Annotated in this window: 22 protein-coding genes; 14 read left to right on the plus strand and 8 right to left on the minus strand. The window is 70.0% G+C overall.

The window, feature by feature from the left end; genetic code table 11:
- The first annotated feature begins 26 nt into the window (after nucleotides 1-26).
- Nucleotides 27-1,613 carry a DUF885 domain-containing protein gene (locus ACFWV3_RS41255; RefSeq protein ID WP_382419398.1) on the plus strand — a complete coding sequence of 529 codons (1,587 nt, stop codon included), beginning with the start codon at nucleotides 27-29 and terminating at the stop codon, nucleotides 1,611-1,613.
- A 33-nt stretch (nucleotides 1,614-1,646) separates the two neighbouring features.
- Here the strand turns inward: ACFWV3_RS41255 and ACFWV3_RS41260 are convergent, their stop codons facing one another.
- Nucleotides 1,647-2,432 carry a glycoside hydrolase family protein gene (locus tag ACFWV3_RS41260; protein WP_382419399.1) on the minus strand — a complete coding sequence of 262 codons (786 nt, stop codon included), beginning with the start codon at nucleotides 2,430-2,432 and terminating at the stop codon, nucleotides 1,647-1,649.
- 108 nt (nucleotides 2,433-2,540) lie between these two features.
- On the opposite strand from ACFWV3_RS41260, the gene ACFWV3_RS41265 reads away from it, so the two are divergent.
- Nucleotides 2,541-3,482 carry a quinone oxidoreductase family protein gene (locus ACFWV3_RS41265; protein WP_382419400.1) on the plus strand — a complete coding sequence of 314 codons (942 nt, stop codon included), beginning with the start codon at nucleotides 2,541-2,543 and terminating at the stop codon, nucleotides 3,480-3,482.
- 57 nt (nucleotides 3,483-3,539) lie between these two features.
- Here ACFWV3_RS41265 and ACFWV3_RS41270 read toward each other — a convergent pair whose 3' ends face one another.
- The gene (locus ACFWV3_RS41270) at nucleotides 3,540-4,049 is read right to left on the minus strand and encodes an FKBP-type peptidyl-prolyl cis-trans isomerase (RefSeq protein WP_382419401.1); all 510 of its coding nucleotides are present in this window, start codon (nucleotides 4,047-4,049) and stop codon (nucleotides 3,540-3,542) included.
- A gap of 817 nt (nucleotides 4,050-4,866) precedes the next feature.
- On the opposite strand from ACFWV3_RS41270, the gene ACFWV3_RS41275 reads away from it, so the two are divergent.
- From ACFWV3_RS41275 to ACFWV3_RS41285, 3 genes are read left to right on the plus strand one after another with little or no spacing between them, the layout of a single operon-like run.
- Complete coding sequence (locus ACFWV3_RS41275) at nucleotides 4,867-5,805, plus strand: hypothetical protein (RefSeq protein ID WP_382419426.1); 939 nt, start codon at nucleotides 4,867-4,869, stop codon at nucleotides 5,803-5,805.
- 6 nt (nucleotides 5,806-5,811) lie between these two features.
- Nucleotides 5,812-6,459, plus strand: coding sequence for a hypothetical protein (locus ACFWV3_RS41280; RefSeq protein ID WP_382419402.1), 648 nt, complete (start codon nucleotides 5,812-5,814; stop codon nucleotides 6,457-6,459).
- A gap of 58 nt (nucleotides 6,460-6,517) precedes the next feature.
- Nucleotides 6,518-7,183: an HD family phosphohydrolase gene (locus ACFWV3_RS41285; RefSeq protein WP_382419403.1), complete on the plus strand. Its 666-nt coding sequence runs from the start codon at nucleotides 6,518-6,520 to the stop codon at nucleotides 7,181-7,183.
- On the opposite strand, the gene ACFWV3_RS41290 is transcribed toward ACFWV3_RS41285, so the two are convergent.
- The 3 genes from ACFWV3_RS41290 to ACFWV3_RS41300 all read right to left on the minus strand — a co-directional run bounded on the left by ACFWV3_RS41290 (nucleotide 7,170) and on the right by ACFWV3_RS41300 (nucleotide 10,428).
- Nucleotides 7,170-7,448: a three-helix bundle dimerization domain-containing protein gene (locus tag ACFWV3_RS41290; protein ID WP_382419404.1), complete on the minus strand. Its 279-nt coding sequence runs from the start codon at nucleotides 7,446-7,448 to the stop codon at nucleotides 7,170-7,172. The genes ACFWV3_RS41285 and ACFWV3_RS41290 overlap by 14 nt on opposite strands.
- A gap of 111 nt (nucleotides 7,449-7,559) precedes the next feature.
- Entirely contained in the window at nucleotides 7,560-9,473 is a 1,914-nt protein-coding gene (locus ACFWV3_RS41295) for a hypothetical protein (protein WP_382419405.1), read from the minus strand.
- 22 nt (nucleotides 9,474-9,495) lie between these two features.
- Entirely contained in the window at nucleotides 9,496-10,428 is a 933-nt protein-coding gene (locus ACFWV3_RS41300; protein WP_382419406.1) for a heme o synthase, read from the minus strand.
- A 253-nt stretch (nucleotides 10,429-10,681) separates the two neighbouring features.
- On the opposite strand from ACFWV3_RS41300, the gene tkt reads away from it, so the two are divergent.
- Genes tkt through pgl form a run of 6 tightly spaced genes read left to right on the plus strand, consistent with a single transcriptional unit; the run spans nucleotide 10,682 to nucleotide 18,828 of the window.
- Nucleotides 10,682-12,766 (plus strand): transketolase, encoded by a 2,085-nt coding sequence (gene tkt, locus ACFWV3_RS41305; protein WP_382419407.1) that lies wholly within the window; start codon nucleotides 10,682-10,684, stop codon nucleotides 12,764-12,766.
- 4 nt (nucleotides 12,767-12,770) lie between these two features.
- A complete protein-coding gene (gene tal / locus ACFWV3_RS41310; RefSeq protein WP_382419408.1) occupies nucleotides 12,771-13,883 on the plus strand; it encodes a transaldolase in 1,113 nt (370 codons plus the stop codon).
- Nucleotides 13,884-13,908: 25 nt separating this feature from the next.
- On the plus strand, nucleotides 13,909-15,495 hold the full coding sequence (locus ACFWV3_RS41315; RefSeq protein WP_382419409.1) for a glucose-6-phosphate isomerase: 1,587 nt from the start codon (nucleotides 13,909-13,911) through the stop codon (nucleotides 15,493-15,495).
- A gap of 50 nt (nucleotides 15,496-15,545) precedes the next feature.
- Entirely contained in the window at nucleotides 15,546-17,033 is a 1,488-nt protein-coding gene (zwf, locus tag ACFWV3_RS41320) for a glucose-6-phosphate dehydrogenase (protein WP_382419427.1), read from the plus strand.
- Nucleotides 17,030-18,052, plus strand: coding sequence for a glucose-6-phosphate dehydrogenase assembly protein OpcA (gene opcA, locus ACFWV3_RS41325; RefSeq protein ID WP_382419410.1), 1,023 nt, complete (start codon nucleotides 17,030-17,032; stop codon nucleotides 18,050-18,052). The genes zwf and opcA overlap by 4 nt, the downstream gene beginning before the upstream one ends.
- A complete protein-coding gene (gene pgl / locus ACFWV3_RS41330; protein WP_382419411.1) occupies nucleotides 18,049-18,828 on the plus strand; it encodes a 6-phosphogluconolactonase in 780 nt (259 codons plus the stop codon). The genes opcA and pgl overlap by 4 nt, the downstream gene beginning before the upstream one ends.
- On the opposite strand, the gene ACFWV3_RS41335 is transcribed toward pgl, so the two are convergent.
- A complete protein-coding gene (locus ACFWV3_RS41335) occupies nucleotides 18,809-19,735 on the minus strand; it encodes a M48 family metalloprotease (protein WP_382419412.1) in 927 nt (308 codons plus the stop codon). The two genes, pgl and ACFWV3_RS41335, sit on opposite strands and share 20 nt — an antisense overlap.
- A 126-nt stretch (nucleotides 19,736-19,861) precedes the next feature.
- Nucleotides 19,862-20,923, minus strand: a complete 1,062-nt coding sequence (locus tag ACFWV3_RS41340) for a hypothetical protein (RefSeq protein WP_382419413.1) — start codon at nucleotides 20,921-20,923, stop codon at nucleotides 19,862-19,864.
- Between the two features lie 117 nt (nucleotides 20,924-21,040).
- Between ACFWV3_RS41340 and ACFWV3_RS41345 the strand changes: the two genes are divergently transcribed.
- Nucleotides 21,041-23,932, plus strand: a complete 2,892-nt coding sequence (locus ACFWV3_RS41345) for a substrate-binding domain-containing protein (protein WP_382419414.1) — start codon at nucleotides 21,041-21,043, stop codon at nucleotides 23,930-23,932.
- A gap of 233 nt (nucleotides 23,933-24,165) precedes the next feature.
- Here the strand turns inward: ACFWV3_RS41345 and ACFWV3_RS41350 are convergent, their stop codons facing one another.
- Nucleotides 24,166-24,555 (minus strand): response regulator, encoded by a 390-nt coding sequence (locus ACFWV3_RS41350; RefSeq protein ID WP_382419415.1) that lies wholly within the window; start codon nucleotides 24,553-24,555, stop codon nucleotides 24,166-24,168.
- Between the two features lie 192 nt (nucleotides 24,556-24,747).
- On the opposite strand from ACFWV3_RS41350, the gene ACFWV3_RS41355 reads away from it, so the two are divergent.
- Nucleotides 24,748-25,377 (plus strand): DUF4360 domain-containing protein, encoded by a 630-nt coding sequence (locus ACFWV3_RS41355; RefSeq protein WP_382419416.1) that lies wholly within the window; start codon nucleotides 24,748-24,750, stop codon nucleotides 25,375-25,377.
- 75 nt (nucleotides 25,378-25,452) lie between these two features.
- Entirely contained in the window at nucleotides 25,453-26,085 is a 633-nt protein-coding gene (locus ACFWV3_RS41360; RefSeq protein ID WP_382419418.1) for a DUF4360 domain-containing protein, read from the plus strand.
- The last annotated feature ends 113 nt before the right edge of the window (nucleotides 26,086-26,198 follow it).

The following is a 26,198-nucleotide window of genomic DNA, read 5'->3' on the forward strand; positions in this document are numbered from 1 at the left end:
TAAAACCAGCGGGTAGCTTCAGTCGGGTGACCACCGACACGATCACGTCGTTCCTCTCGTGGTACTTCGACCACCACCCCTCCCACGCCGCTCAGGTCGGTTCCCTGGAGCACTACTCGACGTTCGGCGACTTCTCCGCCGCGGCCTTCGAGCGGAGGTCGAGGGAGACCGGCGAGTGGATCGCGCGGCTGGAGCCGTTGCCGCGGTCGGTGGACCGCGACCTCGCGCTGTCGGTGCTGCGCGGCTCGCTCGCGATGGAGGCCTGGCCCGGCTGGCGGCGCGACCCGCACGAGTACTCCGGGGTGGTCTTCTTCGGCCTGCTCGGGCCGTTCCTGCACGGGCTGCTGCCCGAGGCGGAGATCGTCGGCGCCGCGGTCGCGAAGCTGCGCGAGGTGCCGGCGCTCTTCGCCGCCGCCGAGGCGAACCTCGACCCGTCGCTCGCGTCGCCGCTCGTCGTGCGGCGGGCGCTCGACCAGGTGCGGACGGGCCGGTCGTTCCTGCTCGACTCGCTGCCGCTCGAGGTGTCCTCGCCCGAGCTGCGCGCGAAGCTCGTGGACGCCGCGGTGCCCGCCGCCGAGGCGTTCGACCGGTACGCGGTGTTCCTCGAGGACCTCGCCGTGCGGGCCACAGGTGACTGGCGGATGGGCGAGAAGCTCTACTCGCCCCTGTTGCAGGACAAGGAGCTCCTCGGTTACGGCGCCCCGGAGCTGCACCAGCGCGGGCAGGACGCCTACGCCGCGCTGGAGGCGGAGCTGGTCGAGATCGCGGGCACGGCGGACTGGCGTTCGGCGATGAGCGCCCTGCAGGACGACCACCCGCCGACGCTGGAGGCGATGCGCGCGGAGTACGAGGCCGAGACCGCACGGGCCCGCGCGGCGCTCGTCGAGCACTCGCTGGTGACGCTGCCCGAGGGCGAGGAGTGCCGGGTGGTGCCGTCGCCGCCGTTCCACCGCGCGGTGATGGCGGTCGCGAGCTACGCCGGTCCGCCCTCGCTGACGTCGAGCCGCACCGGCCACTTCTTCGTGCCGTTCACGCCGCCCACCGCCACGGACGAGCAGATCACGCACCGGCTGCGCACCAACTCGCGGTCGCAGCTGCCGACGATCTCGGTGCACGAGGCCTACCCCGGTCATCACTGGCACTCGGCCTGGGTGGCGGCGCAGGGGTCCGCGCACCCGCTGCGCAAGGTGTTCCGCACGTCGTACTTCTCCGAGGGCTGGGCGCTGTACTCGGAGAAGCTGCTGCGGACGGTCGGCTACTACCGCACGCGGGGCGCGCTGATGAGCCACGTCGAGGCGCGCCTGTTCCGGGCCGCGCGCATGATCGTCGACACCGCGCTGCACTGCGGCGACATGACTCCGCAGGAGGCCGAGGCGTTCATGCTGGCGCGCACGGCGTTGACGCCGGGCACCGCGGCGGGCGAGGTCAAGCGGTACTGCGCGTGGCCGACGCAGGCGCCGTCCTACCTGACCGGCGCGCTGGAGATCGACCTCGTCCGCGACGAGTTCCTGGCGGCGGAGCTGGGGTCGTTGCGCGACTTCCACGACCGGATCGCGGGCTCGGGCTCGCTGCCGCTGGGGCTGGCCCGGCGCGTGGCGCTCGGCGAGGAGTAGGGACGTGGCCCGGCGGCGGTCCGGGCCACACCGCTACGCCGCCCGGTAGGTCCGGCCGGCCGACGTCAGGCTCGTGCCCGACGAGAGCCCGGTCGGACTCGTCCTGGTGGACAGGGTGAACCAGGAGTACCGCTCCACGAAGGACAGTCCGTCGAGCATCCTCGTCGACGCGGTGATGAACGCGTTCTGCTGCGACTCGCTCGGGTAGACCGCGCGGCCGGAGCGCCAGTCGATCAGCGCGTACTCGGTGAGCCAGATCGGCTTCTTGTAGCGGTTGTAGACGTTGCGCAGGTAGCCCTCGAGGTGCCCGGTGGCGGCGCTGGAGAAGTCCTGGCCGTACCAGTGGATCGGGATGAAGTCGACGCGCAGGCCGCGTGCCTGCGCGCCCGCCATGAACCGGTCGAGCCAGCCGCCCGCGACGTCACCGCCGTACGCGACCGACGGGGCGCCGAGCCGCAGCCCGGTGCCCTGCAGCCGCGGCCACAGGTCCAGGGCGCGTTCGACGCTCATGTTCGCCTGGCCGGCCATGTCGGGTTCGTTGAACCCCAGCAGCTGCCTGCCGTTGGCCTTGGCGTTGTTGAGCTCCGTGTCGGTGACGCTGTTCGCGCCCCAGATCATCGGGACGAACTCGGCGTTGCTCTGGATCCCCCTCCGGTCCGAGGCCCAGGTGTAGTACCAGCGGGCGTCCAACGCGGACATGGCGGCACCGGCGGGACCGGGGTCGTCAGCCGCGTTCACGCCCTTCTTGGCGGAGGCGGCATGGGATGGAAGCGCTCCCATGAGCAGGAATGCGATCACCAGCAGGGTTGTTTTTCGCATGGACCGGTCATACCAGGGTTCAGGCTCTCTTTTGCCCGTACGGGCGGGGAGGGGGAACATCGGGTCGTTCACCGGGGTTGCCCCGGTTGAGCCGATCAAGGAGGACAGATGCCCAAGGCAGTGGTGGTGCGGTCGTACGGCGGCCCGGAGGTGCTGGAGCACGCGGACGTCCCGGCGCTCACGCCCGGCGACGGCGAGCTGCTGGTCCGCACGGGCGCGGCCGGGGTCAACTACATCGACACCTACCAGCGCAGCGGCACCTACCAGATCCCGCTGCCGAGCACGCTGGGCCTGGAGGCCGCGGGCGAGGTCGTGGTGTCCCACTCCCCGGACTTCGCCGTGGGCGACCGGGTGGCGTGGATGTCGGTGCTGGGCAGCTACGCGTCGGAGGTCGTGGTGCCGGCGTCGTCCGCCGTGCGCGTCCCCGACTCGCTGGACGTCGAACTGGCCGCCGCCTCGCTGCTGCAGGGCATCACCGCGCACTACCTGGTCCACTCGACCTACGACGTGAAGGAAGGCGACCGGGTGCTCGTGCACGCGGCGGCCGGCGGCGTCGGCCTGCTGCTGACCCAGTGGGCGAAGGCCCGCGGCGCGCACGTGATCGGCACCGTGTCGACGGACGAGAAGGAGGCGCTGGCCCGCGAGGCCGGCGCGGACGAGGTGCTGCGGTACGGCGACTTCGCGTCGCAGATCGACAAGGTCGACGTGGTGTACGACGGCGTGGGCCGCGACACGTTCGACCAGTCGCTGGCGTCGCTGAAGCCCCGCGGCCTGCTCGCCCTGTTCGGCGCGTCGTCGGGCCCGGTCCCGCCGGTCGACCCGCAGCGCCTGAACGCGGCGGGCTCGGTGTTCCTCACGCGCCCGTCGACCGGCTTCTACCTGCTCGACCGCGCGGAGTTCGAGTGGCGCGCCTCCGACCTCTTCGAGGCCATCGCCTCCGGCACGCTGAACGTCCGGATCGGCGGCCGCTACAAGCTGGAGGAGGCGGCACAGGCGCACACGGACCTGCAGTCACGCCGCACGACCGGCAAGCTGCTGCTCCTGCCGTGAGCCCCGTCCGACAAACGGCCCCCGGCACGCACGCCGGGGGCCTCTCGTCCGCTGTACTCAGGCGGCGGGGGTGACCTTCACACCGTCGATCACGAAGACCAGGGTCTCGTTGGCCTTGATGCCCTGACCGCCCTTCCCGTACCCCTTGGTGGGCGGCACGACGAGCAGCCGGCGACCGTTCTCCTTGAGCCCGACCAACCCTTCGTTCCAGCCGTCGATGACGGGCGCCTGCCCGACGTTCTCGACGTCGAACGGCGTCCGCCCGAACGAGGTGTCCAGCACCTTCTTGTCGGAGAAGGTCGTGAGCTGGTAGTTGACCGTGGCCGTGGAACCCGCCTTCACCTCGGCACCGGTGCCCTGCACCAGATCCTTGACGAGCATCTCGTCAGTGGGCTTGCAGGCGGGAATCTCGACCTTGGGCGCCGACCCGAAGTCACCGGTGACCTTGAAGTCGTCGATCTTGCAGGGGTTGGCACTCCCGGTGGAGGGCTGGGCGGAACCGCTGCAGCCCGACAGGCCGGCGACCGCGACGAGCGCCAGGGACGCGATGAGCAGGACGTTGCGCATGGTCGCGCAGCGTATTAGGACGGGTGTGAGCGGGGCGTAGCAGGTCGGTCGCGGGGCGGGACCACGCCGCACGGCACGGCTCGGCCAGGCGCAGCACGGCACGGTCTGGGCGGCCCGACCGGTCAAGCGATGCCGAAGGCGAGCCGGAACGACCCCCGCACTTCCAAGCGATGCCGAAGGCGAGCAGTAACAACCCCCCACGCACTTCCAACCGCGATGCCGAAGGCGAGCCGTGCGGACCTGACGCCGATGGGTAGCGGTGAACCCACTCGTGGTTAGGCGATTGGGGCTTGACTTTGGGTGCGAGGTGCTACCACTCGTGGATCGGCCGGTTGCGAAGCATCCGGCCTTTTCCGGCCGACAGAGCGCCTCGCAAGGGCCCCGAAGTCAAGCCCCAATCGCAATCGTCGCGCAGCGGCGATGAACCCAGGTCTTCGTCCGAGGTGCACGCCCACGCTGGAACAGGCACCCAACCGCCCAGAGCAACCACGCTGGAACTCTCACCCGAACCTCGCACACCCCAAGCCCCCAGACCCAGACCCCCTCCGACAACACCGAGTCACCACCCCGCACGGATGCACACCATCCACCCGCCCCCACCACGCCTATTCCCCGCCGAAATGTCGCACGAATAGCAGCTACCGAATCTTTAGACCGGCGCGTACAGTAACTCCGCGCACTCAAACGGACACCGAGCGCATTCGTCCGTTCGGGTAGCCGCCATTGAGGTGAGCAGCAGGAGGTGGGAGTTGTGTCCGCGGAGGCCGGAGGCATCCGCAGCAACTTGGTGCAGGAGTTGTTCTGGACTCGTACCGGGTTGCTCCTCCTCATACTCGTCGTGACGTCGGGTGCGTCACTGGCCATTTCCAGTCAAATGGATTCCGGTACGGCGAGAAACCTGCTGACGGCGTTGGGGACGGGCACTCTCATTTCGGCGGTGGTGAGCTTCACGCAGACGTTGATCACGTCGAAAGCCGCGCAGAAAGCTCTTCTCACCCCTGTCATCGAGGAGAGCAGGAAGGCGCTCAAGGAGCTCAGCGAGCAGTACCGGGCGCTGGACCGGGAGTTCTTCCCGAGCCACGTGTTCGAGCCGACGGCCAAGCCGGACCCCGAGTTCAACCAGCTCATGATGCAGGACCTGGAGCGGACGCGGCTGTACTGCTTCCGCGGGTTCGCCGGGCGGTACGCGGCGGGAAGAGTGCTGGTCAGCCAGTCGGAGTGCGAGCTCAGGGCCGTGCTGGCCGACCCGCGGGACGACAACGCCATCAGCGGGCGGGCGCGGTACCTGTTGCGGGGCGAAGGGGCCGACGGCGACTACGACGCGATCCGGGAACAGCTCAAGGAGCAGATCGGCATCGGGCTCGTCGGGCTCTACGCGGCGCGCGGGCGGTGCAGCCGGATCGACGTCACCATCGTTTCCGATCCGCCGCTCGACCGGCTCGAGCTCTTCGACGACTCGGTCTGGATGACGCTCTACAGCAACACCGCCGGAGTGCTGAGACCCTATCCGCGCACGCTCAGGTTCACCGAGAGTTCGTTCCTGTACGCGATGGAACGCGCGGAGTTCCTGCGGATCAGCAATTCCCGGGCCGGCTACCACTTCGTCATCACGCCGGGAACGACGGCCGACGACTTCCTGGCGTTGTTCGAGAAGATCACCGGCGAGACTCTCACCAAAGACGGTTTCAAGGAGCTCGAGGACAAGTTCCACGCATTCCGTCGCGAATTCTCCGCATCCGCTCAGTTGAGGAGCTGATCGATCTTGCCAGCCGAGTTCACCGGGTTGTCCGCGCTCGAGGAGCTCGCAGCCCGGGTGAAGCGCGCCGAGTTTCCCGTCGCGGACCACTGGTCCGACGTCGGCCAGTGGTTCCGCGACTGGGCGGCACGGCCCGAGCTGCGCAAGGAGCTCCGTGCCCACATCGACGGACTCTCGCCCCAGGACGCGACCTGGGTGATCGCGCACTCCCGTGAGACGACGACGCACTACGCGTGGTGCCTGCGGGACGAACCGGCCGAGCCGTTCACGTTCTGGCTGCACGAGTACAAGCCGCTCTCGGACTGGCGTGCGGGCTACGCGGACTCGGTGCACAACCACCGGTACCACTTCTGCACCACCATCCTGAGCGGCGCCTACCTGCACGAACGGTTCGACGCGCGGCTCGGTGTCGGTGGCCGCACGATCGTCGGCGCGGAGCTCACCCGCCGCACCCAGTGCACCGAGGGCACCACGGGCACGTTGCTCGCGCACGAGTTCCACCGCATCCCGCGCGCCGCCGACGGGACGATGACGTTCCTGGTCAAGTCCCGCGCCATCACGCCGTGGAGCCTCAGCTACGACCCGGACACCGGGACCAGCCACCGGCACGTGCCGGTCGAGGACCGCCTGGAGGATCTGACGAACCACCTCTGAACCCGCACGGGAGCGCCCGTGCCGCGCCTACCATTCAGCCCACCCGGTGGGAGGGCTGATGATGCGTACGCGCACAAGGATTCCGAGGTCTGTCATCGCGGACGTGGAGCAGCGCGTGAAGCGGCTGTGCGAGGACCTGGCCGCCAAGCTGCAGTTCCACGGCTGGCACCACGTGAGCTTCGTCCGCGACAAGTCCGTGCACTTCGCCGAACGCAACGGCGCCGCGCGGGACGTCGTGGAGGTCGCCGCGCTCGTGCACGACCTGAACTACATGGTCCGCCGCAACTCGCTGCCGACCGACGGCGCGGCGTTGCGCCGCAAGGTCCTCTTCGTCTCCGGCGTCGCGATAGGCGACATCGACTGGATCGAACGAATCGTCGTCGAGGCGGAGATGCGCACCCGCCACCGCGACATCTCGCTGGAGGCGCAGGCGTTGTCCGACGCCGACACGCTGTTCAAGGCGCTGCCCGTCACGCCGGTCGTCCTCGCGCACCGCTACCTGCAGGAGAACGGCATCACGTTGCGCGAGCTCGCGCACAAGATCGTGGGCGAGCAGGTGGGCAAGGCCGACGACGGCTACTACTTCTACGACGCGGAGGCCGCCGCGACCTACACCAAGTGGGCCGAGGCGAACCTCTCGCTGTGGAAGTGCATCGTCGAGTCGCTCGACGACCCCTGCGTGGAGGACCTCCTGGCGCAGGTGGGGCCGGCTACTTCGAGGTGACCTGGGGCGGGGTGAGCCAGGCCGTCTGCTGAACGGGCATCCGCACCCCGATGGCCGCGAACGCGAGGTCGCGCGCGGCGCGGCGGGCGGTCAGCACGGCGAGGTGGGCCGTCACGGTCGCCGTGCGGGACAGGCCCTCGTGCGCGGCCTCGGCTGCTTCCCGGATCTCGTCGCCGGCGACGCGGTCTCCGAAGCGGCGGGTCAGGTCCTCGACCGCCTGGCGCACCTGCGCCTCCGAGTTCAGCATGCCCGGCACAACGGCCACGCGGGCACCGCGGTTCAGCCCGTGATCGACTCGAGACGACCTTTCACCCGCCCGGACGCGCGACGGCCGGGTGGCCGGAGGCGTCGCCGGCGGGTGAGGCGCGCAGGCCGGTCAGCGCAGCCGCAGGTCAGCGCCCGCGTGCAGGGTGAGCGCGAGCCCGAGGACGTTGCCGCGGCTCAGCATCTCCCAGCGCGTCTGCCGCACCGCCTCACCGGCGGGCATCCCCCCGGCGAGCCGCGCGAGCAGCATGCCGCTCACCCACCCCGCCATGCCCTGGTCGACGGCCACCTCAGGGCACACGACCCCGGCGGCCCCCGCCTGGTTCACGAACGCGTCCACCAGGTGCGCCGCCGGGGACGTCGTCACGACCAGCGGGCGGTGCGGCCAGCCCTCGATCTCCACGGACTCCAGCACGCCCGCGTCGTAGACGAGGTGCATCACGTCCGCGCGCTCCTCCCCCAGCGCACGCGACAGGCGCGACGGGCTGACGTACTCCGACGAGATGGTGTCCGGCGGCAGGAACGACATCAGCTCGGCCACGTGCCGCTGGGTGAGCGTCCGGTCGAGGTCCGGGTCGGCGACGAGCGCCACCTGGACCTGGCGCTGCGCCGGTGCCACCTGCCACGCGAGCGGGCCTGCCGGTTGCTCCAGCACGTTCGACAGGCCCCAGAAGCCGAAGGGGCACAACACGTTGCCGCTGTGGTCGGGTTCGGGACAGCGCGGCGGTACCGGTCCCCCGGCGCCGAACGGGCCGAACCGCGACACCGACGAGCACAGCCGGTGCGGGCCCTCGGCGAACGGCAGGTCGTAGACGCAGGCCCACGGCACACGCGTCGCGCCGGCCACCGTCACGACGCCGCCGCGCCGCACCCCCGAGCCGTCGGGGAACAGCCGCCCGTGCAGCGCCGCGCCCCGCACCGCGACCGCGGCCAGGTCCTCGCAGAACGCCGGGAAACCCTTGCCGTACCAGGGATCCAGCCCCGTCACCGGTGGCAGCTCGACCGGGACGTCGAGGCTCACCCAGTGCGGGTCGCGGCCGGTCGTCACCAGCGCCCGCTCGCCGAGCACCAGCACCGACGCCGCCCGCGACGACAGCGGCCCGAGGTCCGCGAACGTCCTGGACAGCCGGAACCGGGGCCGCACTGACGACTCGCCGCCACCGACCGGCAGCACCACCTGCTGCACGTGCACCGGCGCCACGCCGCGGTAGATGACGAGCTCACCGGTCCACGGCACCGACGCGTACGGCGTGGTGACCTCGAAGCTCACCCACGGGCTGCCGCCCTCGACGGGCAGCACGAACGTCTCCGACACGACCTCGCGGCCGCTCATCCCGAGCACGGCCTTGAGCTCCAGGTCGCCCGGCAGCGGCACGGGAACGTCGCCGACGCGCACCCACACCTCGTACTCGGCACCCGGCCGCAGCGCGCCGGCGATGCCCTCGGTCGCACCGGGCAGCGCGACCACGACGGACACGGCGCGGTCGACGGCGGGAGGCGGTGCCGGCAGCTTGGTGTAGGTCATCATCCGGCGCCGCTCCAGCTCGCGGAACAGCCACAGGGCGTCCTCGACCCGTGCCTCGCCGGGGCCGCGCGGCCGGGCCAGCACGACGTGCGGCGCGCTCCAGCCCACCACCGTCGACGCGGTGTCCACACCGGACACCCAGGCGTGCACGGCGGTGAAGAGCACGACGGGACGGCCGAGGCGGCGCAGCACGGCGACGATGGGCGCTGAGTCCCACGAGCGCGTGTCGTGCAGCGCCACGACGTCGCCCGGCACGTCGCTGATCGACGGCAGCGCCGAGGCCGACGGGAAGTGCCGCAGGTCGACCACGGCGAACCGCAGGGCGCGGACCCGCGTGGTGACGACGGTCGACGCGGCGAAGCCGGGCGTGAGGCCCTGGCTCACCTGCGCCCACCCGCCGGGATCGGTGATCACGACGAGCGAGGTCGACGGGGTCAGGGCCGCGACGAAGTCCAGTGGTGAACCTTCACCACCGGTGACGGTGAACTCAACGGGCGCCACAGCCGTACGACTGTAAGTGCAGCTAGAACGGCCAGCCAAGCACCGGCAACCCGACGACCGCGTCCACGGCGAGACCGCAGAACACGAGCATCAGGTAGAGGTTCGACATGTGGAAGAACTTCATGGTGTTCGTGGAGCCACCGCGACGGACGACGTTGTGCAGCTTGTGCGCGAACACCGCGAACCACACGCCGGACAGGGCCGCCACCGCCAGGTAGATCCACGAGGTGACCGGAGCGAGGGCGAGCGTGCAGAGGACGGTGATCCAGCTGTAGATCACGATCTGCCGCGTCACCTGCTGAGCTGTGGCCACCACGGGCAGCATCGGCACGCCTGCTCGGGCGTAGTCCTCCTTGAACTTCATCGCGAGGGCCCAGGTGTGTGGCGGAGTCCAGAAGAAGATGACCCCGAACATGACCAGGGCGGGCCACTGCACGGTGTTCGTCACGGCCGACCAGCCGATGATGACGGGCATGCACCCCGCCATGCCGCCCCAGATGATGTTCTGCGAGGTGCGGCGCTTGAGGACCAGCGTGTAGACGAAGATGTAGAAGAGGATCGTCGCCACCGCGAACACGGCCGACATCAGGTTGACGAAGATGCCGAGGAACGCGAACGAGAAGATCCCGAGCACGATGCCGAAGATCAGGGCGTTGCGCGGCGGGATCGCGTTGTGCGCGAGGGGCCGGGAGGCCGTCCGCTTCATCACCGAGTCGATGTCGGCGTCGACGAAGCAGTTGAGGGCATTTGCCGACCCCGCGGCCAGCGTGCCGCCGGTCAGCGTGCAGGCGATCAGCCACAGCGGCGGGAGGCCGTGCTGGGCGAGCAGCATCGCGGGGATCGTCGTGATCAGCAGGAGCTCGATGACCCGCGGCTTGGTGAGCGCGACGTACGCGCCGACGACCTGGCGAGGCGACCTGTTCGGGGCCTCCGCGACGAGACTGTCGGCACTCATCGGGTGAACGCTCCTCGTGTCGAGACAGGTGTGAAAACCAGCGACTGATGGTAACCGCGCGAAGAATTCACAGCCCGTTCGGGTGCTGGTGTGCCCCGGCACACATGTGCCTGGGACCTTTCAGAGCACCTTCTGAATCTCTCGGGACTAGGCTGGCCGGAGGACGTGGGAGAGATGCGGGTCAGGCTCTTCGGGATCGATTCCGAACGGGCTTCGGACCCGCCCTAGCGACAAAGTTTGGAGCTGTAAGTCCGTGACCGTCACCGACGACATCGCCCGGCTCACCAAGGCCGACCTGCCCGACGACTGGACCGAGCTCGACAAGCGCGCCGTCGACACCGCGCGCGTGCTCGCGGCGGACGCCGTGCAGAACGTCGGCAACGGCCACCCCGGCACGGCGATGAGCCTCGCGCCTCTCGCGTACACCTTGTTCCAGCGCGTGCTGCGGCACGACCCCGCCGACCCGGACTGGATCGGCCGCGACCGGTTCGTGCTGTCCGCGGGCCACTCCAGCCTCACCCTCTACATCCAGCTGTTCCTCTCCGGCTACGGCCTGGAGCTCGACGACCTCAAGCACCTGCGCAAGTGGGGCTCGAAGACGCCGGGCCACCCCGAGCACGGCCACACCAGGGGCGTCGAGATCACCACGGGCCCGCTGGGCTCCGGTCTCGCCTCCGCCGTCGGCATGGCGATGGCCGCCCGCCGCGAGCGCGGCCTGTTCGACCCGTCCGCCGCGCAGGGTCAGAGCCCGTTCGACCACCACGTCTTCGTGATCGCCTCCGACGGTGACATCGAGGAGGGCGTCACCTCCGAGGCCTCGTCGATCGCCGGCACGCAGCAGCTGGGCAACCTGGTCGTCTTCTACGACGACAACAAGATCTCCATCGAGGACGACACGACGATCGCGCTGTCCGAGGACACCGCGGCGCGCTACGAGGCCTACGGCTGGCACGTCCAGGTCGTGGAGTCCGGCGAGAACGTCAAGGGCATCCTCGAGGCCGTCGAGAAGGCCAAGGCCGTCACCGACAAGCCGTCGTTCATCCTGCTGCGCACGATCATCGGCTACCCGGCGCCGACCAAGCAGAACACCGGTGCCGCCCACGGCGCCGCGCTCGGCGTCGACGAGGTCAAGGCCACCAAGGAGGTCCTCGGCTTCGACCCCGAGAAGACCTTCGACGTCGCCGACGAGGTCCTGGCGCACGCCCGCGAGGTCGTCAAGCGCGGCGAGCACGCCAAGGCCGAGTGGCAGAAGAGCTTCGACGCGTGGGCCTCGGCCAACGCGGAGAACAAGAAGCTGCTCGACCGCCTGGTCGCCCGCGAGCTGCCCGAGGGCTGGGACGCGGACCTGCCGGTCTACCCGGTGGACGCCAAGGGCGTGCCGACCCGCAAGGCCTCCGGTGAGGTCATCAACGCGCTGGCCAAGCACCTGCCCGAGCTGTGGGGCGGATCCGCTGACCTCGCGGAGTCGAACCTGACCACCATCAAGGGCGCCAAGTCGTTCGGCCCGGAGTCGATCTCCACCGGCATGTGGAGCGCCGACCCGTACGGCCGCGTGCTGCACTTCGGCGTCCGCGAGCACGCGATGGGCGCGATCCTCAACGGCATCGCCCTGCACGGCCCGACCCGCCCGTTCGGCGGCACGTTCCTCGTGTTCTCCGACTACATGCGCCCGTCCGTGCGGCTCGCGGCGATCATGCAGGCGGCGGTCACCTACGTGTGGACGCACGACTCCATCGGCCTGGGCGAGGACGGCCCGACGCACCAGCCGATCGAGCACCTCGCCGCCCTGCGCGCGATCCCGGACTTCGCGGTCATCCGCCCTGGTGACGCCAACGAGACGGCGTTCGCGTGGAAGGCCGTCATCGAGCAGCTCGGCCCGGTCGGGTTCGCGCTGAGCCGCCAGAACCTCCCGACGCTGGAGGGCACCTCGGCTGAGGGCGTGAAGCGCGGCGGCTACGTGCTCTTCGGTGACGAGAACCCGGAGATCGTGATCATCGGCACAGGCTCTGAGCTGCAGGTCGCCGCCGAGGCCGGGAAGGTCCTGCAGGGCGAGGGCGTTGCAGTGCGCGTGGTCTCCATGCCGTCCGTCGAGTGGTTCGAGAAGCAGGACGCGGACTACCGCGAGTCGGTTCTCCCCTCGTCGGTTAAGGCGCGCGTGGCGGTGGAAGCCGGTATCGCACAGCCGTGGTACCGCTACGTCGGCGACAACGGCGAGATCGTGTCGATCGAGCACTTCGGTGCCTCGGCCGACTACCAGGTTCTGTTCAAGGAGTTCGGCTTCACGACGGAGAACGTCGTCGCCGCCGCCCGCCGTTCCCTTGACCGAGTGAGGGGTTAATCCAGTGAGCAAGCCGAATCTCGACGCTCTTTCCGGCGCCGGAGTTTCCATCTGGCTCGACGACCTGTCGCGTGAGCGGCTCACCAGCGGCAACCTGGACGAGCTGATCCGCGACTGGAACGTCGTCGGCGTGACGACGAACCCGACGATCTTCGCGGGGGCGCTGTCCAAGGGCGAGTCCTACGACGAGCAGGTCCGCGAGCTCGCGAACAGGGGCGCCGACACCGAGGCCACCATCCGCGAGGTCACGACGACCGACGTGCGCAACGCGTGCGACAAGTTCCGCGACATCTACAACTCGACCGGTGGTGTGGACGGCCGCGTCTCCATCGAGGTCGACCCGCGCCTGGCGTTCGAGACGGACAAGACCGTCGCCGAGGCGCAGGACCTCTGGAAGACCGTGGACCGGCCGAACCTGCTGGTGAAGATCCCGGCGACCGAGGCGGGCATCCCCGCGATCACGAAGGTGATCGGCGAGGGCATCTCCGTCAACGTCACGCTGATCTTCTCCGTCGAGCGCTACGAGAAGGTCATGGAGGCCTACATCGCGGGCCTCGAGCAGGCCAAGGCCAACGGCCACGACCTCCGCTCGATCCACTCCGTCGCCTCCTTCTTCGTGTCGCGCGTCGACACCGAGATCGACAAGCGCCTGGACGGGATCGGCACGGACGAGGCCAAGGCGTTGCGCGGCAAGGCCGCCCTCGCCAACGCGTGGATCGCCTACGGCGCGTTCGAGAAGACGTTCCAGGGCGAGCGCTGGGAGGCGCTCAAGGCGGACGGCGCCCACGCGCAGCGCCCGCTGTGGGCCTCCACCGGCGTGAAGGACCCGAGCTACTCCCCCACCCTCTACGTCGACCAGCTCGTCGTGAACGACGTCGTGAACACGATGCCGGAGAAGACGCTGCGGGCCGTCGCCGACGCGGGCAAGATCACCGGTGACACCGTCACCGGCCGTGCCGCCGAGGGCCAGGAGGTGTTCGACCAGCTCGCCGCCGTGGGAATCGACCTCCAGGACGTGTTCGTCGCGCTGGAGACCGAGGGCGTCGAGAAGTTCGAGAAGTCCTGGGAAGAGTTGCTCGAGACGGTGACGAACCAACTGGCCAAGCTGAAGGGCTGATCATCAAGTGACCTCCGTCGAAATCGTGAGGTCACCGAACGCCGACCAGGTCAGCACGATCGCTGCTGACCTGGTCGCGGATTCGGTGCCGAGCAAGCTGACCGCGCAGGACCCGACCCTGTGGGGGCCGGAAGCCGAGTCCGAGGCGAGCATCCGCCTCTCGTGGACGACGTTGCACGAGACGTCCCGAGCGCTGCTCCCCGACCTCGTCGCACTGCGCGAGGACCTGCACGCCGAGGGCGTGGACCGCGTCGTGCTCGCCGGGATGGGCGGCTCGTCGCTGGCCCCCGAGGTGATCACGCGGACTGCGGGCGTGCCGCTGGTCGTGCTGGACACCACCGATCCCGCCCAGGTCGCCGACGCTCTCGCCGGTGACCTCGAGCGCACGGTGATCGTGGTGTCGTCCAAGTCCGGTGGGACCGTCGAGACCGACAGCCACCGGCGCATCTTCGAGAAGGCCTTCACCGACGCGGGCATCGACGCCGCGTCGCGCATCGTGGTCGTCACCGACCCCGGCTCGCCGCTGCAGAAGGCGTCCGAGGAAGCGGGCTACCGCAAGGTGTTCCTGGCCGACCCGAACGTCGGCGGCCGGTACTCGGCGCTGACGGCGTTCGGCCTGGTGCCGTCGTACCTCGCGGGCGCGAACGTCGAGGAGCTGCTCGACGACGCGGCCGAGGTCGCGAAGCTCGTGTCCGAGGACTCCGCCGACAACCCCGCGGTGCAGCTGGCCGCGATCTTCGGCGCCGCGCACGCGCACGGTGCCGAGAAGGTCGTGTTCGCCGACACCGGGTCCGGGATCAAGGGCTTCGGCGACTGGGCCGAGCAGCTGATCGCCGAGTCGACGGGCAAGAACGGCACCGGCCTGCTGCCGGTCGTCGTCGAGGGCCCCGGCGCCGAGGGCTTCGTGAACGCGCGTTCGGACGCCACGACCGTCGCGATCGGACCGGCCACCGGGTCGGCGCACGTCGCGGTCGAGGGCAAGCTGGGCGCGCAGTTCCTGCTGTGGGAGTACGCGACCGCGCTCGTCGGCAGGGTGCTCGGGATCAACCCGTTCGACCAGCCCGACGTCGAGGCCGCGAAGAAGGCCTCCCGCGCGCTGCTCGACGCGCCGGCCGTCGCCGCCACCGTGCCGTCCTTCGTGGACGGTCCGGTCGAGGGCCACGGCACGGACTGGGCGCCGCGCAAGGTGCACACCGTCGCGGAGGCGCTGGCGGCGATCGTCGAAGTCGCGCCCGACCACGGCTACATCTCGGTTCAGGCGTACTTGGACAGGATCGACGACGCGTCGTTCGAGCTGCTCCGCGCGGAGATCGCGAAGAGGACGCACCTGCAGACCACGTTCGGCTGGGGTCCTCGCTTCCTGCACTCGACCGGCCAGTACCACAAGGGCGGTCACCAGAACGGCGTGTTCGTCCAGATCACCGGCGAGTCCGGCGACGACCTGGAGGTGCCCGGCCGTCCCTACACGCTGGCGCAGCTGCAGCTCGCGCAGGCGCTCGGCGACGGTCAGGTGCTCGCCGAACACGGCCGCCCGGTGCTCCGGTTGCACCTGCAGGACCGCATCGCCGGCCTGGCCCAGCTCGTCGAGGCAGTCCAGGAGGACGGCTCGTGACCACATCCGCCAAGTGGCGCAACCCGCTGCGGGACCCGCGCGACAAGCGCATGCCCCGCATCGCGGGCCCGAGCGCGCTGGTCATCTTCGGTGTCACCGGTGACCTGTCGCGCAAGAAGCTCATGCCCGCGATCTACGACCTCGCGAACCGGGGTCTGCTGCCGCCGGGCTTCGGTCTCGTCGGCTTCGCCCGCCGTGACTGGGCCGACCAGGACTTCATGAAGGTCGTGCACGACGCGGTGAAGGAGCACGCGCGCACGCCGTTCAACGAGGCCGTGTGGCAGCAGCTCGCCGAGGGCATCCGGTTCGTGCAGGGCACGTTCGACGACGACGCGTCGTTCGACAACCTGGCCTCGTGCCTGGCCGCCCTGGACGCCGAACGCGGCACGGGTGGCAACCACGCGTTCTACCTGTCGATCCCGCCGGGCGCGTTCCCGACGGTGGTCAACCAGCTCAAGCGCGCTGGTCTCGCCCAGACGTCGCACGACCAGTGGCGCCGCGTCGTCATCGAGAAGCCGTTCGGCCACGACCTGAAGTCGGCCAAGGAGCTGAACAAGACGGTCAACGAGGTCTTCCCCGAGGAGTCGGTGTTCCGCATCGACCACTACCTCGGCAAGGAGACCGTGCAGAACATCCTGGCGCTGCGGTTCGCGAACCAGCTGTACGAACCCATCTGGAACTCGAACTACGTCGACCACGTGCAGATCACCATGGCCGAGGACATCGGTCTCGGTGGCCGCGCCGGCTACTACGACGGCATCGGCGCGACGCGCGACGTCATCCAGAACCACCTGCTGCAGCTGCTCGCGCTGATCGCGATGGAGGAGCCGGTCTCGTTCAAGCCGGCCGACCTCCGCGCGGAGAAGGTGAAGATCCTCTCGGCGACGCGTCCCGCGGAGCCGTTCGAGGAGACCACCTCGCGCGGGCAGTACACGGGTGGCTGGCAGGGCGGCCAGAAGGTCCCTGGTCTGCTGGAGGAGGGCGGTTTCTCGCCCGAGTCGAAGACCGAGACGTTCGGCGCGATCACCTGCGAGGTCAACACCCGCCGCTGGGCCGGGGTGCCGTTCTACCTGCGCACCGGCAAGCGCCTGGGCCGCCGCGTCACCGAGGTGGCCGTCGTGTTCAAGCGGGCGCCGCACCTGCCGTTCGACGACACCGCGACCGAGGAGCTCGGCCAGAACGCGCTCGTCGTGCGCGTGCAGCCGGACGAGGGCGTCACGATCCGGTTCGGGTCGAAGGTGCCGGGCAACACGATGGAGGTCCGCGACGTCACGATGGACTTCGGTTACGGCCACTCGTTCACCGAGTCGTCGCCGGAGGCCTACGAGCGGCTGCTGCTCGACGTGCTGCTCGGCGAGCCGTCGCTGTTCCCGAAGAACGACGAGGTCGAGCTCTCCTGGGAGATCCTCGACCCGGTGCTCGAGTTCTGGGCGCGCAAGGACGAGCCCGCGCTCGAGAAGTACAAGGCCGGTACGTGGGGCCCGCCGTCGGCGGAGACGATGACCGCCAGGACCGGAAGGCAGTGGAGGCGTCCGTGATCATCGACCTGCCCTCGACCACCACCTCCCAGATCAACTCGCGGCTGGTCCGGCTGCGGGACGAAGGCGGTGCGACGACCCTCGGGCGCGTGCTGACCCTCGTGATCGTGACCGAGGACGGCCAGCGCACCGACGCCGCGATCGACGCGGCCAACGACGCCTCGCGCGAGCACCCGTGCCGCGTGATCGTCGTGGCCCGCGGCGCTCGCCAGGCCGCTCCGCGTCTCGACGCGCAGATCCGCGTCGGTGGCGACGCGGGCGCGTCCGAGGTCGTGGTGCTGCGCCTGTACGGCGAGCTGGCCAAGGAAGGCGCCTCGTGCGTCATGCCGCTGCTGCTGCCGGACACCCCGGTCGTGGCGTGGTGGCCGTTCGACGCGCCGATCTCGCCGTCGAAGGACCCGATCGGTCAGCTCGCGCAGCGCCGCATCACCGACGCCGCCGCCGAGAAGAACCCGATCAAGGCGCTGGAGGCCCGCAGGGCGCACTACGCGCCGGGCGACACGGACCTGGCGTGGACGCGGCTGACGTTGTGGCGCGCCATGCTGGCCTCGTCGCTGGATCTGCCGCCGTACGAGAAGGTCAGCGACGCGGAGGTGACCGGTGAGGCCGACTCGCCGTCCACCGACCTGCTCGCGGCCTGGCTCACGGACCGGTTGAAGGTCTCGGCCAGGCGCTACAAGGCGACCTCGGGTGAGGGCATCGTGCAGGTCAGGCTGGACCGCGCGTCCGGCGCCGTCGACCTGCACCGCCCGGATGGCAAGGTGGGCACGCTCTCCCAGCCCGGCCAGCCGGACCGCCGGGTGGCGCTGCAGCGCCGTTCGGTGCGCGACTGCCTCGCCGAGGAGCTGCGCCGGCTCGACCCCGACGAGGTCTACGCGGCGGCGTTGAAGTCGCTGTCGAAGGTCTCGAAGGGCCGGGGACCGTCGGCGAAGCCGGAGGAGGCGCCCGCGGAGGTTCCCGCGGACGCCAACGGCAAGGCGGCCACCCCGCGCAAGTCCAAGGCGAAGGCGAGTTCGTGAGCCGTCCCGAAGTGGTGGTGCACCGCGACGGCGACCTCCTGGCCGCCGCCGCGGCGGCCCGCCTGGTCACCCGCATCGTCGACGCGCAGGCCGCTCGCGGCTTCGCGTCGGTCGTGCTGACCGGCGGCCGCACCGGCACCGCCGTGCTGGAGCACCTGAACCGCAACGGCGCGCGGGACGCCGTCGACTGGTCCCGCGTCGACCTGTTCTGGGGCGACGAGCGCTTCCTGCCGTCCGGGCACCCGGAGCGCAACGAGACCCAGGCCCGTGCGGCGCTGCTCGACCACGTGCCGCTCGACCCGTCGCGCGTGCACGTGGTGGAGCCGTCCGACGGCAAGTTCGGCGACGACCCGGAGGCGGCGGCCGAGGCCTACGCCTCCCTGCTCGCTTCCCTGGCCGGGCCAGGGGACGACGGCGACGTGCCGGCGTTCGACGTGTGCATGCTGGGCGTCGGGGAGGAAGGCCACGTGGCCTCCGTGTTCCCCGACTCCCCCGCCGTGCACGAGCACGAGCGGACCGTCGTCGCGGTGCGCGACTGCCCGAAGCCCCCGCCCACGCGGGTCTCGCTGACGTTGTCGTCGGTGCGGCGCGCGCAGGAGGTGTGGCTGATGACCACCGGTGCCGCCAAGGCCGCGGCGGTGGCGGCGGCCCTGGACGGAGCGGGCGAGGTGCAGCTGCCGGCCGCCGGTGCCTCCGGGCAGCGGCGGACGTTGTGGCTGCTGGACACCGCGGCGGCCGCGGAGGTGCCCGCGTCGTTCAGGCCCCCGTCGGCCTGAGACTGCGATGACGGCCCCCGGACTCCGGTCCGGGGGCCGTCGTCGTCTGGACGAGCTTGCTGATCCGCGAGGTGCACGACGGGTGCGAGGCGAGCATCCGCTCCTTGAGCCCCGCCCGTGCCCTGATCACGTCGTGGCCCTCGTTCCTCCAGCGCTGCAACACTTCCAGCAGCAGCGGCCCGTATCCGAGCTCCGCCGCGACCCGGTCCGCGTTGAGCTCCGCGCGCCTGCTCGTCAGCGCCAGCAGGGGCGCGATCACCGGCACCAGCAACACCCACGGGCTCGCCGCGACCGCCACGACGGCCAGTGCCGCCACCGCGAGCAGGGAGGCCACCATGGCCAGCCGGGTCTTCAGCGCGGCACCGGCCACGAGCACACCCCACCCGACGAGGAACACCAGCGACACGGTCAATCGTGCCGGCAGCTCGTACCACCACCGCAGCAACGACGCCCTGGCGTGCCCGGCGAGGTGGTGCCCGAGCTCGTGCGCCAGCACCGCCTCCAGCTGCTCGGGCCGCAGCCCGAGTGCCGCCGTGGAGACCGAGACGACCCGCCCGCCGACGGCCATGGCGTTGATCTCACGGGAGTCCTGGACCCACAGCCGGTACCGCCGCGGGTCGAGCGCGGCCGCGTCGCACACGGACTCCAGCAACGGCACCAGCACCTGCTTCTCCGCGCGCGTCGGTCTGCGCAGCCGGTGCGTCAACGCGAGCACCGCGTCCGTCGCGGGGAGGAGTACGACGGCGCCGGACACCAGCCACAGCACCGGGAACAACCACAGGACCTCGGGTGTGACGGGCTTTCCCAGCAACGTCACCACCAACAGGCTGCTCAGCACCGTGGGCACGGCGAGCAGCAGCTCGGACACGGCGGACAGATCGAAGCGTCGGCGTCGGGTTGCGCGCATCGTCACCACCTCGCGATGGTTCCGAGCGTCGCAGCACCGGACGTTTGTGTCCAGCCGGTTCGCTCGACCCGCCCAATGCGGTTCGCCCACAACGGTTCCAGGCGGCCGAACGGCGATGACGCATCGTCAGGACAGAGCAGGAAAGCGCTTGCCGCCGCCCGCCAGTTCCTCCATCACGGTGACGGGCAGTGACGGGTTCGAGGCCGCCGCACCCGCCGTGAACGCGCTCTCCAGCAGCTCCGCGATCGTGCCGGCCGGCAGGTTCGGGTGGCCGGCGGCGAAGTGCCTGGCCCGTGGATCCCCCAGGCACAGCAACAAAGTCTCGCCCCACGCGGCCGGATGTTGTGCTATGGCACGAAGAGTCTCCACGTCCCCGCTCAAAGCCATGTCGTGCAACGACTCCGGCGAGCACGACACATCAAGAACAACCGGTGCCGGACTCGTGCGCGTGGGTTTCCTCAGCTGACGTGCCACTTCCTCGGGCACGGCGGGGTTGGCGGCGAGCTCCAGCAGGACTCCCGGCTCGATCTCCGACGCGAGCTGCTCGTACACCTCGACCGGCAGATCGGTGCGGGAGGCCAGGAAGTACCGGGCGGCGTGGTGGCGCAGCAACCCGGCCGCGACCGCGGCAGGAGTCGCCGGGTTGCGCGCGAGTGACCTGGCCAGGGCGTCCTCGGCGCTGAGACGCGTCAGCACCGCGGCGGGTGTGTGCGGGCTCGACGCCACGGCCTCCCGCACCTCGGGCGCCGGGTGCCGGCTCAGCGACTCGGCCAGCGCGGGCGGGAGAGCGTGGTGCAGGGCCACTTCCGCGGCCACCTCGGGATCGGCGGCCAGGAGCTCCAGCACGTCGGCGGGCAAGACCCGTGCGACGGCGGGAAGTCTGCGCCGAGCGGCGGGATGCAGTGCGAGCGAACGGACCAATGCGGGGTCGCAGTCCGGGTGCGCGGTGAGCGCGAGCAGGACCGCCGGGTCCGACGAGTGCACGTCCGACGGCACGACACGGCCGCGTGACAACAACTCGGCCACGACGGACGGATCGTCCAGTTCCAGCAAGGCGCGCACGTGCTCGGGGCCGAGGTCCGGACGGGAGGCCAGGGTCCAGCCCAGCGACGGCACGGTCACCAGGCGGTCGAGCAGATGACCTGGCAGGGCGGGGTTCGCGGCCAGGCCTTCCAGCACGGCGTTCACCGATCCCCCACGCGACACGGCGGGCATTCCCCCCGACAACGCGTATCATCCCGAAACGCGTTGAGTAGCGGGGGTTTTGTGGCAAACGGCAGTGCGAGGCGACGGCCCACCATCGGGATGATCACCGCTGGCCCGCTCATCGAGCTCGCGGGCGAGCAGTGGCGTGGTGTGAGCGATGGCGCCCGGCACTTCGGGTGCGACCTCGTCTGCTTCGTGGGCAGCGAGATGAACCACCCCGATCCGCACAAACGGCGGGCCAACACGGTCTTCGACCTCATCTCGACGAACCGTATCGATGCACTCGTCGTGTGGTCTACACGCGTGGGCCAACTCGTCGGCGAAGGCCTGCCGGAGTACATGTCGCGCTACGCGCCCATGCCGATGGTGAGTGTGGAGACGACTCTCGGGCAGTGGCCGACCATCGTCATGGACAACCGCCACGGCATGGAACAAGCCGTCGACCATCTCATCGAGGTGCACGGCAAACGGCGGATCGCGTTCGTCCGAGGGCCGGTATCGCACGCGGGTGCGCACGATCGGTTCCGCGGTTATATGGACTCGTTGCGCAAGCACGGCATCCCGATCGACCCCTCTCTCGTGACGACGCACGGATCGTTCGTCTGGGATCCAGGTACGGCGGCAGAGGCCGTGCGCAAGCTGATCGCGACCGTGGAAGAACCGCCGGACGCCATCGCCGCCGCCAACGACGACTACGCCAGCGGAGTCGTGTCCGCACTGGAGGAACTGGGTTTCCGGACGCCGGAGGACATCGCGGTCGTCGGGTACGACAACCACACCAACGTCCGCACGCACGACCTCGGCTTCGTGACGGGGAGTCCGGTGTCGTGGATGCTGCGCAACGTGAACATCGACGCGGCGACGCCGGCGTTCACCACGGTCAGGGCGCCGTTCCACGAGATGGGCTTCCGGGCGGCGGGGCTGGCGCTGGCGCTCGTGCGCGGCGAGCCGACGCCCGCGCTGCAGACGATGCCGACCGAGCTGATCGTGCGGCGCTCGTGCGGCTGCCTGCCGTCGGGCCTCGGCGACCACGCGCCCGCGCACGGCCGGCTGACGCTGTCCGAGTCGGCGACCGCGTCCACCGTGGCCGACCACCTGCGCGAGTCGCTCGGGCAGTCGTCCGACGCGCTGCCGGACGGGTGGGCAGAGCAGCTGATCGTCGAGCTGATGGCGGCCGGGCGCGGTGAGGTCGAGGGCGCGGAGTTCCTGCGGCTGCTGGCCGAGTACATCCGTGCGAGTGCGCGCGCCGGATGCGAAGCGGCGCGCTGGTGGCCACCGTTGTTCGACCTGCACCGGTTCGTGACGACGCGCATCAACGACGTGGCGGTCATCAACGACCTGTGGTTGCGCGTGCAGCTCCTCGTCGGCGATGCGTTCGCCACGGACGCACGGTTCACCTATCTCTCGAACGAACGTCACGACCAGACGATCCGTCAAGCGGGACAACGGCTTATCGCGTCACGGGACGTCGACGAGCTGACGAAAGCCCTCACGCACGAACTCCCCCGTCTCGGCATCCCCGGCTGCCACGTCATGGCGTACGACACGCCTGGCACGGCGCGCGCGCTCGTCCGTTACGAGGACGGAGAGCTCAAGTCCGTTCCGGACACTCCGTTCCCCGCCATCAACCTCACGCCGTACCCGTTCCGGCGGAGCGAGCCGTTCAGCGCGCTGGTCGCGCCGCTGTACACCGACGAGGAACACCTCGGGTACGTCATCTTCGAGGAGGGCCCGGAGCTCGGCTGGATGTACGAGGCCGTGCAGCAGCAGCTCAGCAGCGCACTGCGCAGCATCAGCCTGATGCAGGAGCTGAAGGACGCGCGCGCCCGGCTCGAGGAACGCGTCGGCGAGACCGAGGCACAACTGCGGCACGCGCAGAAGATGGAGGCCATCGGCCGGCTGACCGGTGGCATCGCGCACGACTTCAACAACATCCTCACGGTCGTCAACGGCAACAGCGAGATGCTGCTGCGGCGCACGCTCCCCGACGACCCGCGCCGCACGGCCATCGAGGACATCCGGCACGCGGGCGAACGGGCCGCGAACCTCACGCGGCAGCTGCTCGCGTTCACCCGCCAGCAGGTCCTGCACCCGGAGTCGCTCGACCTCAGGGAGAACCTGACCAAGGTCCACTCGATGCTGCGCACGCTCGTCGGCGACCACATCGAGCTGGAGGTGGACCTGCCGCCGACCGTCGCACGGGTGTGGGCGGACGCGGGCCAGGTCGAGCAGATCCTGTTCAACCTGGCGGTCAACTCCCGCGACGCCATGCCCGACGGCGGCGTGCTGCGCGTGTCCGTCGAGGACGCCAGGATCGGCGCGGGCGACACGGGCCGGATCGTCGGCGTGCGGCCGGGCGACTACGTCGTGCTGCGCGTCCAGGACACCGGCGCCGGCATGGCCCCGGACGTCGAGGCGCAGGTCTTCGAGCCGTTCTTCACGACCAAACCGGTCGGCAAGGGCACGGGCCTCGGCCTGTCGACGGTGTTCGGCATCGTGCAGCAGTCGGGCGGCCAGATCGACCTGACCAGCGCACCGGGCCAGGGCACGACCGTCGACGTCTACCTGCCGGTGCCCGTGGAGCACGGCGGCACCCCCGGAGCCCCGTACCCGCGCCGCCCCACCACCCACCGCGGCGTCGGCACCGTCCTGCTGGTCGAGGACGACGCCCAGGTGCGCACCATGACCCGCCGCTCGCTGGAGACGGCGGGCTACGCGGTGGTCGAGGCGGGCGACGGCCAGCAGGCGCTGCAGCTCGCCACCGCGCACCGCAGCACGATCGACCTGGTGCTGACCGACGTCGTGATGCCGAAGATGGGCGGCCCGGAGCTCGTGCGGCTGCTGCGCTCGACCGGCGTCGCGCCCGCGGTGATCTACATGTCCGGGTACACGACGGACGAGGTGCTCGACGACGAGGTGCTGATCACCAAGCCGTACGCGGAGTCGGACCTGCTGGAGCGGGTGCGCGAGGTGCTGCGCGCCGACCACTGACCGGCACGGGCCGCGTCACCACGGCCGGCGCGGCGAGTTCGAGCTGCGTCACGCACGACCCGCGCCGCGGTCGAGAAGGCGGAGCGCCAGGTCCGGTGCGGCGCCCGGTTCCGCTCAGCCAGCGGAAAGCCCGCCCCGGCCGCCCAGCCAGCCCACTCGCCGTTCCCGTCACCGCCACGCCGGCCGCGACCCGCTCCCGACCAGCCTGCGCCACCGCCGCCCGGCGCCGCCGGTCACGACGCCTGCGCCCGCCGCCCCACCGCGGCCCGCACCGTCTCGTCCAGCGTCTCGATCCGGAACGGCTTCTGCAGGTACCCCGCGATCTCGTGCCCCGCGAACCGCCGTTCCAGCGACGTGCGGTCGTAGCCGCTGGTCAGCACCACCGGCACGGTCAGGCCCTCGCGCTCCAGCTGGGCCAGGACCTCCTCGCCGGACAGGCCGGGCATGCTGTGGTCGAGCAGCATCGCGCTGATCTCCGCGCTGCGGGCGCGCAGGATCCCGATCGCCTCGACGCCGTCGCTGGCCTGCAGGACTGTGAAGCCGAGCTCCTCGAGCAGGCTGACGGTGTACCTCCGCACGGGGTCCTCGTCCTCGACCACGAGCACCAGCCCAGCTTGCGACATGCGTGCAAGTATGCCGGAAACTATTCGTTCCCTCAGCACCAGGTGCCCGATGATTTTCGACAATTCTCCACTGACTGCTCCATCAGGATGACATGGTCCATTTGGGTCACACCATTGATTGAGGCTCTGCGCTAACCTTCGCGGCACCGCTGCCGCTCCTCGCTGAGAAAGGCACCAGGAAAGGCCAACTTCATGCGCAAAGCGACGGCAGCAGCCGCTCTGGCCGTGCTGTTCACATTGTCGCCCACGACCGCGCACGCCGCCGAAGCGGTTCCTTCGGAACGGGTGACGGTCGACGTGGTGACGGTGAACGGTTCCGGGTGCAAGCAGGGCACCGCCGAGGTGGTCGTCTCTTCCGACAACACCTCGTTCTGGGTGGTCTACAGCGACTACCTGGCCCAGGCGGGCAAAGGCGCCCCTGCGGCGGACTTCCGGAAGAACTGCCAGCTCAACCTGCAGATCAACATTCCGCAGGGCTTCACGTACGGCATCGCCGAGGCGACCTACGCGGGGTACGGGTATCTCCAGCGCGGCGCCACCGGGTACCAGTCGGTGAATTACTACTTCCAGGGCCAGTCGGAGACCAACACCTGGAAGCACAACTTCACCGGACCGTTCGACGACAACTGGTCGATCACGCATCGAACGGAGTTCGCGGACATCGTCTACGCGCCGTGCGGCGAGAAGAAGAATCTCAACGTGAACAGCTCGCTGCGCGTGGACAAGGGAACGTCGGACGCCAATGCGAACAGCTTCCTGGCGATGGACTACACGCGCGGGGAAGTGCGCACTCTTTATCACTTCTCGTGGAAGCGCTGCTGATTTCCACCCAGGCCGCCGCCTTCTGATTCCACCGCCGCCGCCCCATCCCGCGAGATGCGTCGGAAAGGTGCACCCATGCTCAACGCGGTAGCCGCTGCCCTGCTCGCCTCGGCCATCGTCGTCCCACCCGGTGGCGCTCCCAACGAGACCCCGCCGCCCGACCACATCACGATCGACATCGTCACCGTCAACGGTTCCGGTTGCCCGGCGGGCACGGCCGCCGTCGCGGTGTCCGAGGACAACAAGGCGTTCACCGTCACCTACAGCGACTACCTGGCGCAGGTCGGCGTCGGCGCGGCGCCCACGGCGTTCCGGAAGAACTGCCAGCTCAACCTGAGAGTCAACGTGCCGCAGGGCTTCACCTACGGCATCGCCCAGGCCGACTACCGCGGCTTCGCGCACCTGGAGCGCGGCGCCTACGCGATCCAGAAGGCCAACTACTACTTCCAGGGCATGTCGCAGAACGACTCGGCACAGCACCGCTTCAACGGCCCGCACAGCGACGACTGGCAGGCCACCGACACGACCGAGATCGCCGCGATCGTCTACCACCCGTGCGGCGAGAAGCGGAACTTCAACATCAACACGGAGCTCCGGGTCTACCCCGGCACGTCCAACACGGCCACGACCACCAGTTTCGTCTCGATGGACTCGACCGACGGCGCCATCGACACGACCTACCAGTTCAGCTGGAAGACGTGCCCGTAGTACCTCCCCCGTAGTGCCTTGACTACCGCACGCGTCCGCACGGACGTGTGCGGTAGCACATATGTGAGAGCAGCGGCGTACCGATTCGCGTGTGCGGGCGTCTTACCCCCTGA

The sequence above is a fragment of the Lentzea sp. NPDC059081 genome, assembly GCF_042738015.1.
In the GTDB taxonomy this organism is placed as follows: Bacteria; Actinomycetota; Actinomycetes; order Mycobacteriales; family Pseudonocardiaceae; genus Lentzea.

Bases quoted from the DNA above. Each gene is read 5' to 3' on its own strand.
- ACFWV3_RS41260 (WP_382419399.1), bottom strand. From the start codon at position 2,432: ATGCGAAAAACAACCCTGCTGGTGATCGCATTCCTGCTCATGGGAGCG.
- ACFWV3_RS41265 (WP_382419400.1), top strand. From the start codon at position 2,541: ATGCCCAAGGCAGTGGTGGTGCGGTCGTACGGCGGCCCGGAGGTGCTG.
- ACFWV3_RS41270 (WP_382419401.1), bottom strand. From the start codon at position 4,049: ATGCGCAACGTCCTGCTCATCGCGTCCCTGGCGCTCGTCGCGGTCGCC.
- ACFWV3_RS41285 (WP_382419403.1), top strand. From the start codon at position 6,518: ATGATGCGTACGCGCACAAGGATTCCGAGGTCTGTCATCGCGGACGTG.
- ACFWV3_RS41300 (WP_382419406.1), bottom strand. From the start codon at position 10,428: ATGAGTGCCGACAGTCTCGTCGCGGAGGCCCCGAACAGGTCGCCTCGC.
- zwf (WP_382419427.1), top strand. From the start codon at position 15,546: ATGCCCCGCATCGCGGGCCCGAGCGCGCTGGTCATCTTCGGTGTCACC.
- ACFWV3_RS41335 (WP_382419412.1), bottom strand. From the start codon at position 19,735: ATGCGCGCAACCCGACGCCGACGCTTCGATCTGTCCGCCGTGTCCGAG.
- ACFWV3_RS41345 (WP_382419414.1), top strand. From the start codon at position 21,041: ATGATCACCGCTGGCCCGCTCATCGAGCTCGCGGGCGAGCAGTGGCGT.
- ACFWV3_RS41350 (WP_382419415.1), bottom strand. From the start codon at position 24,555: ATGTCGCAAGCTGGGCTGGTGCTCGTGGTCGAGGACGAGGACCCCGTG.
- ACFWV3_RS41355 (WP_382419416.1), top strand. From the start codon at position 24,748: ATGCGCAAAGCGACGGCAGCAGCCGCTCTGGCCGTGCTGTTCACATTG.
- ACFWV3_RS41360 (WP_382419418.1), top strand. From the start codon at position 25,453: ATGCTCAACGCGGTAGCCGCTGCCCTGCTCGCCTCGGCCATCGTCGTC.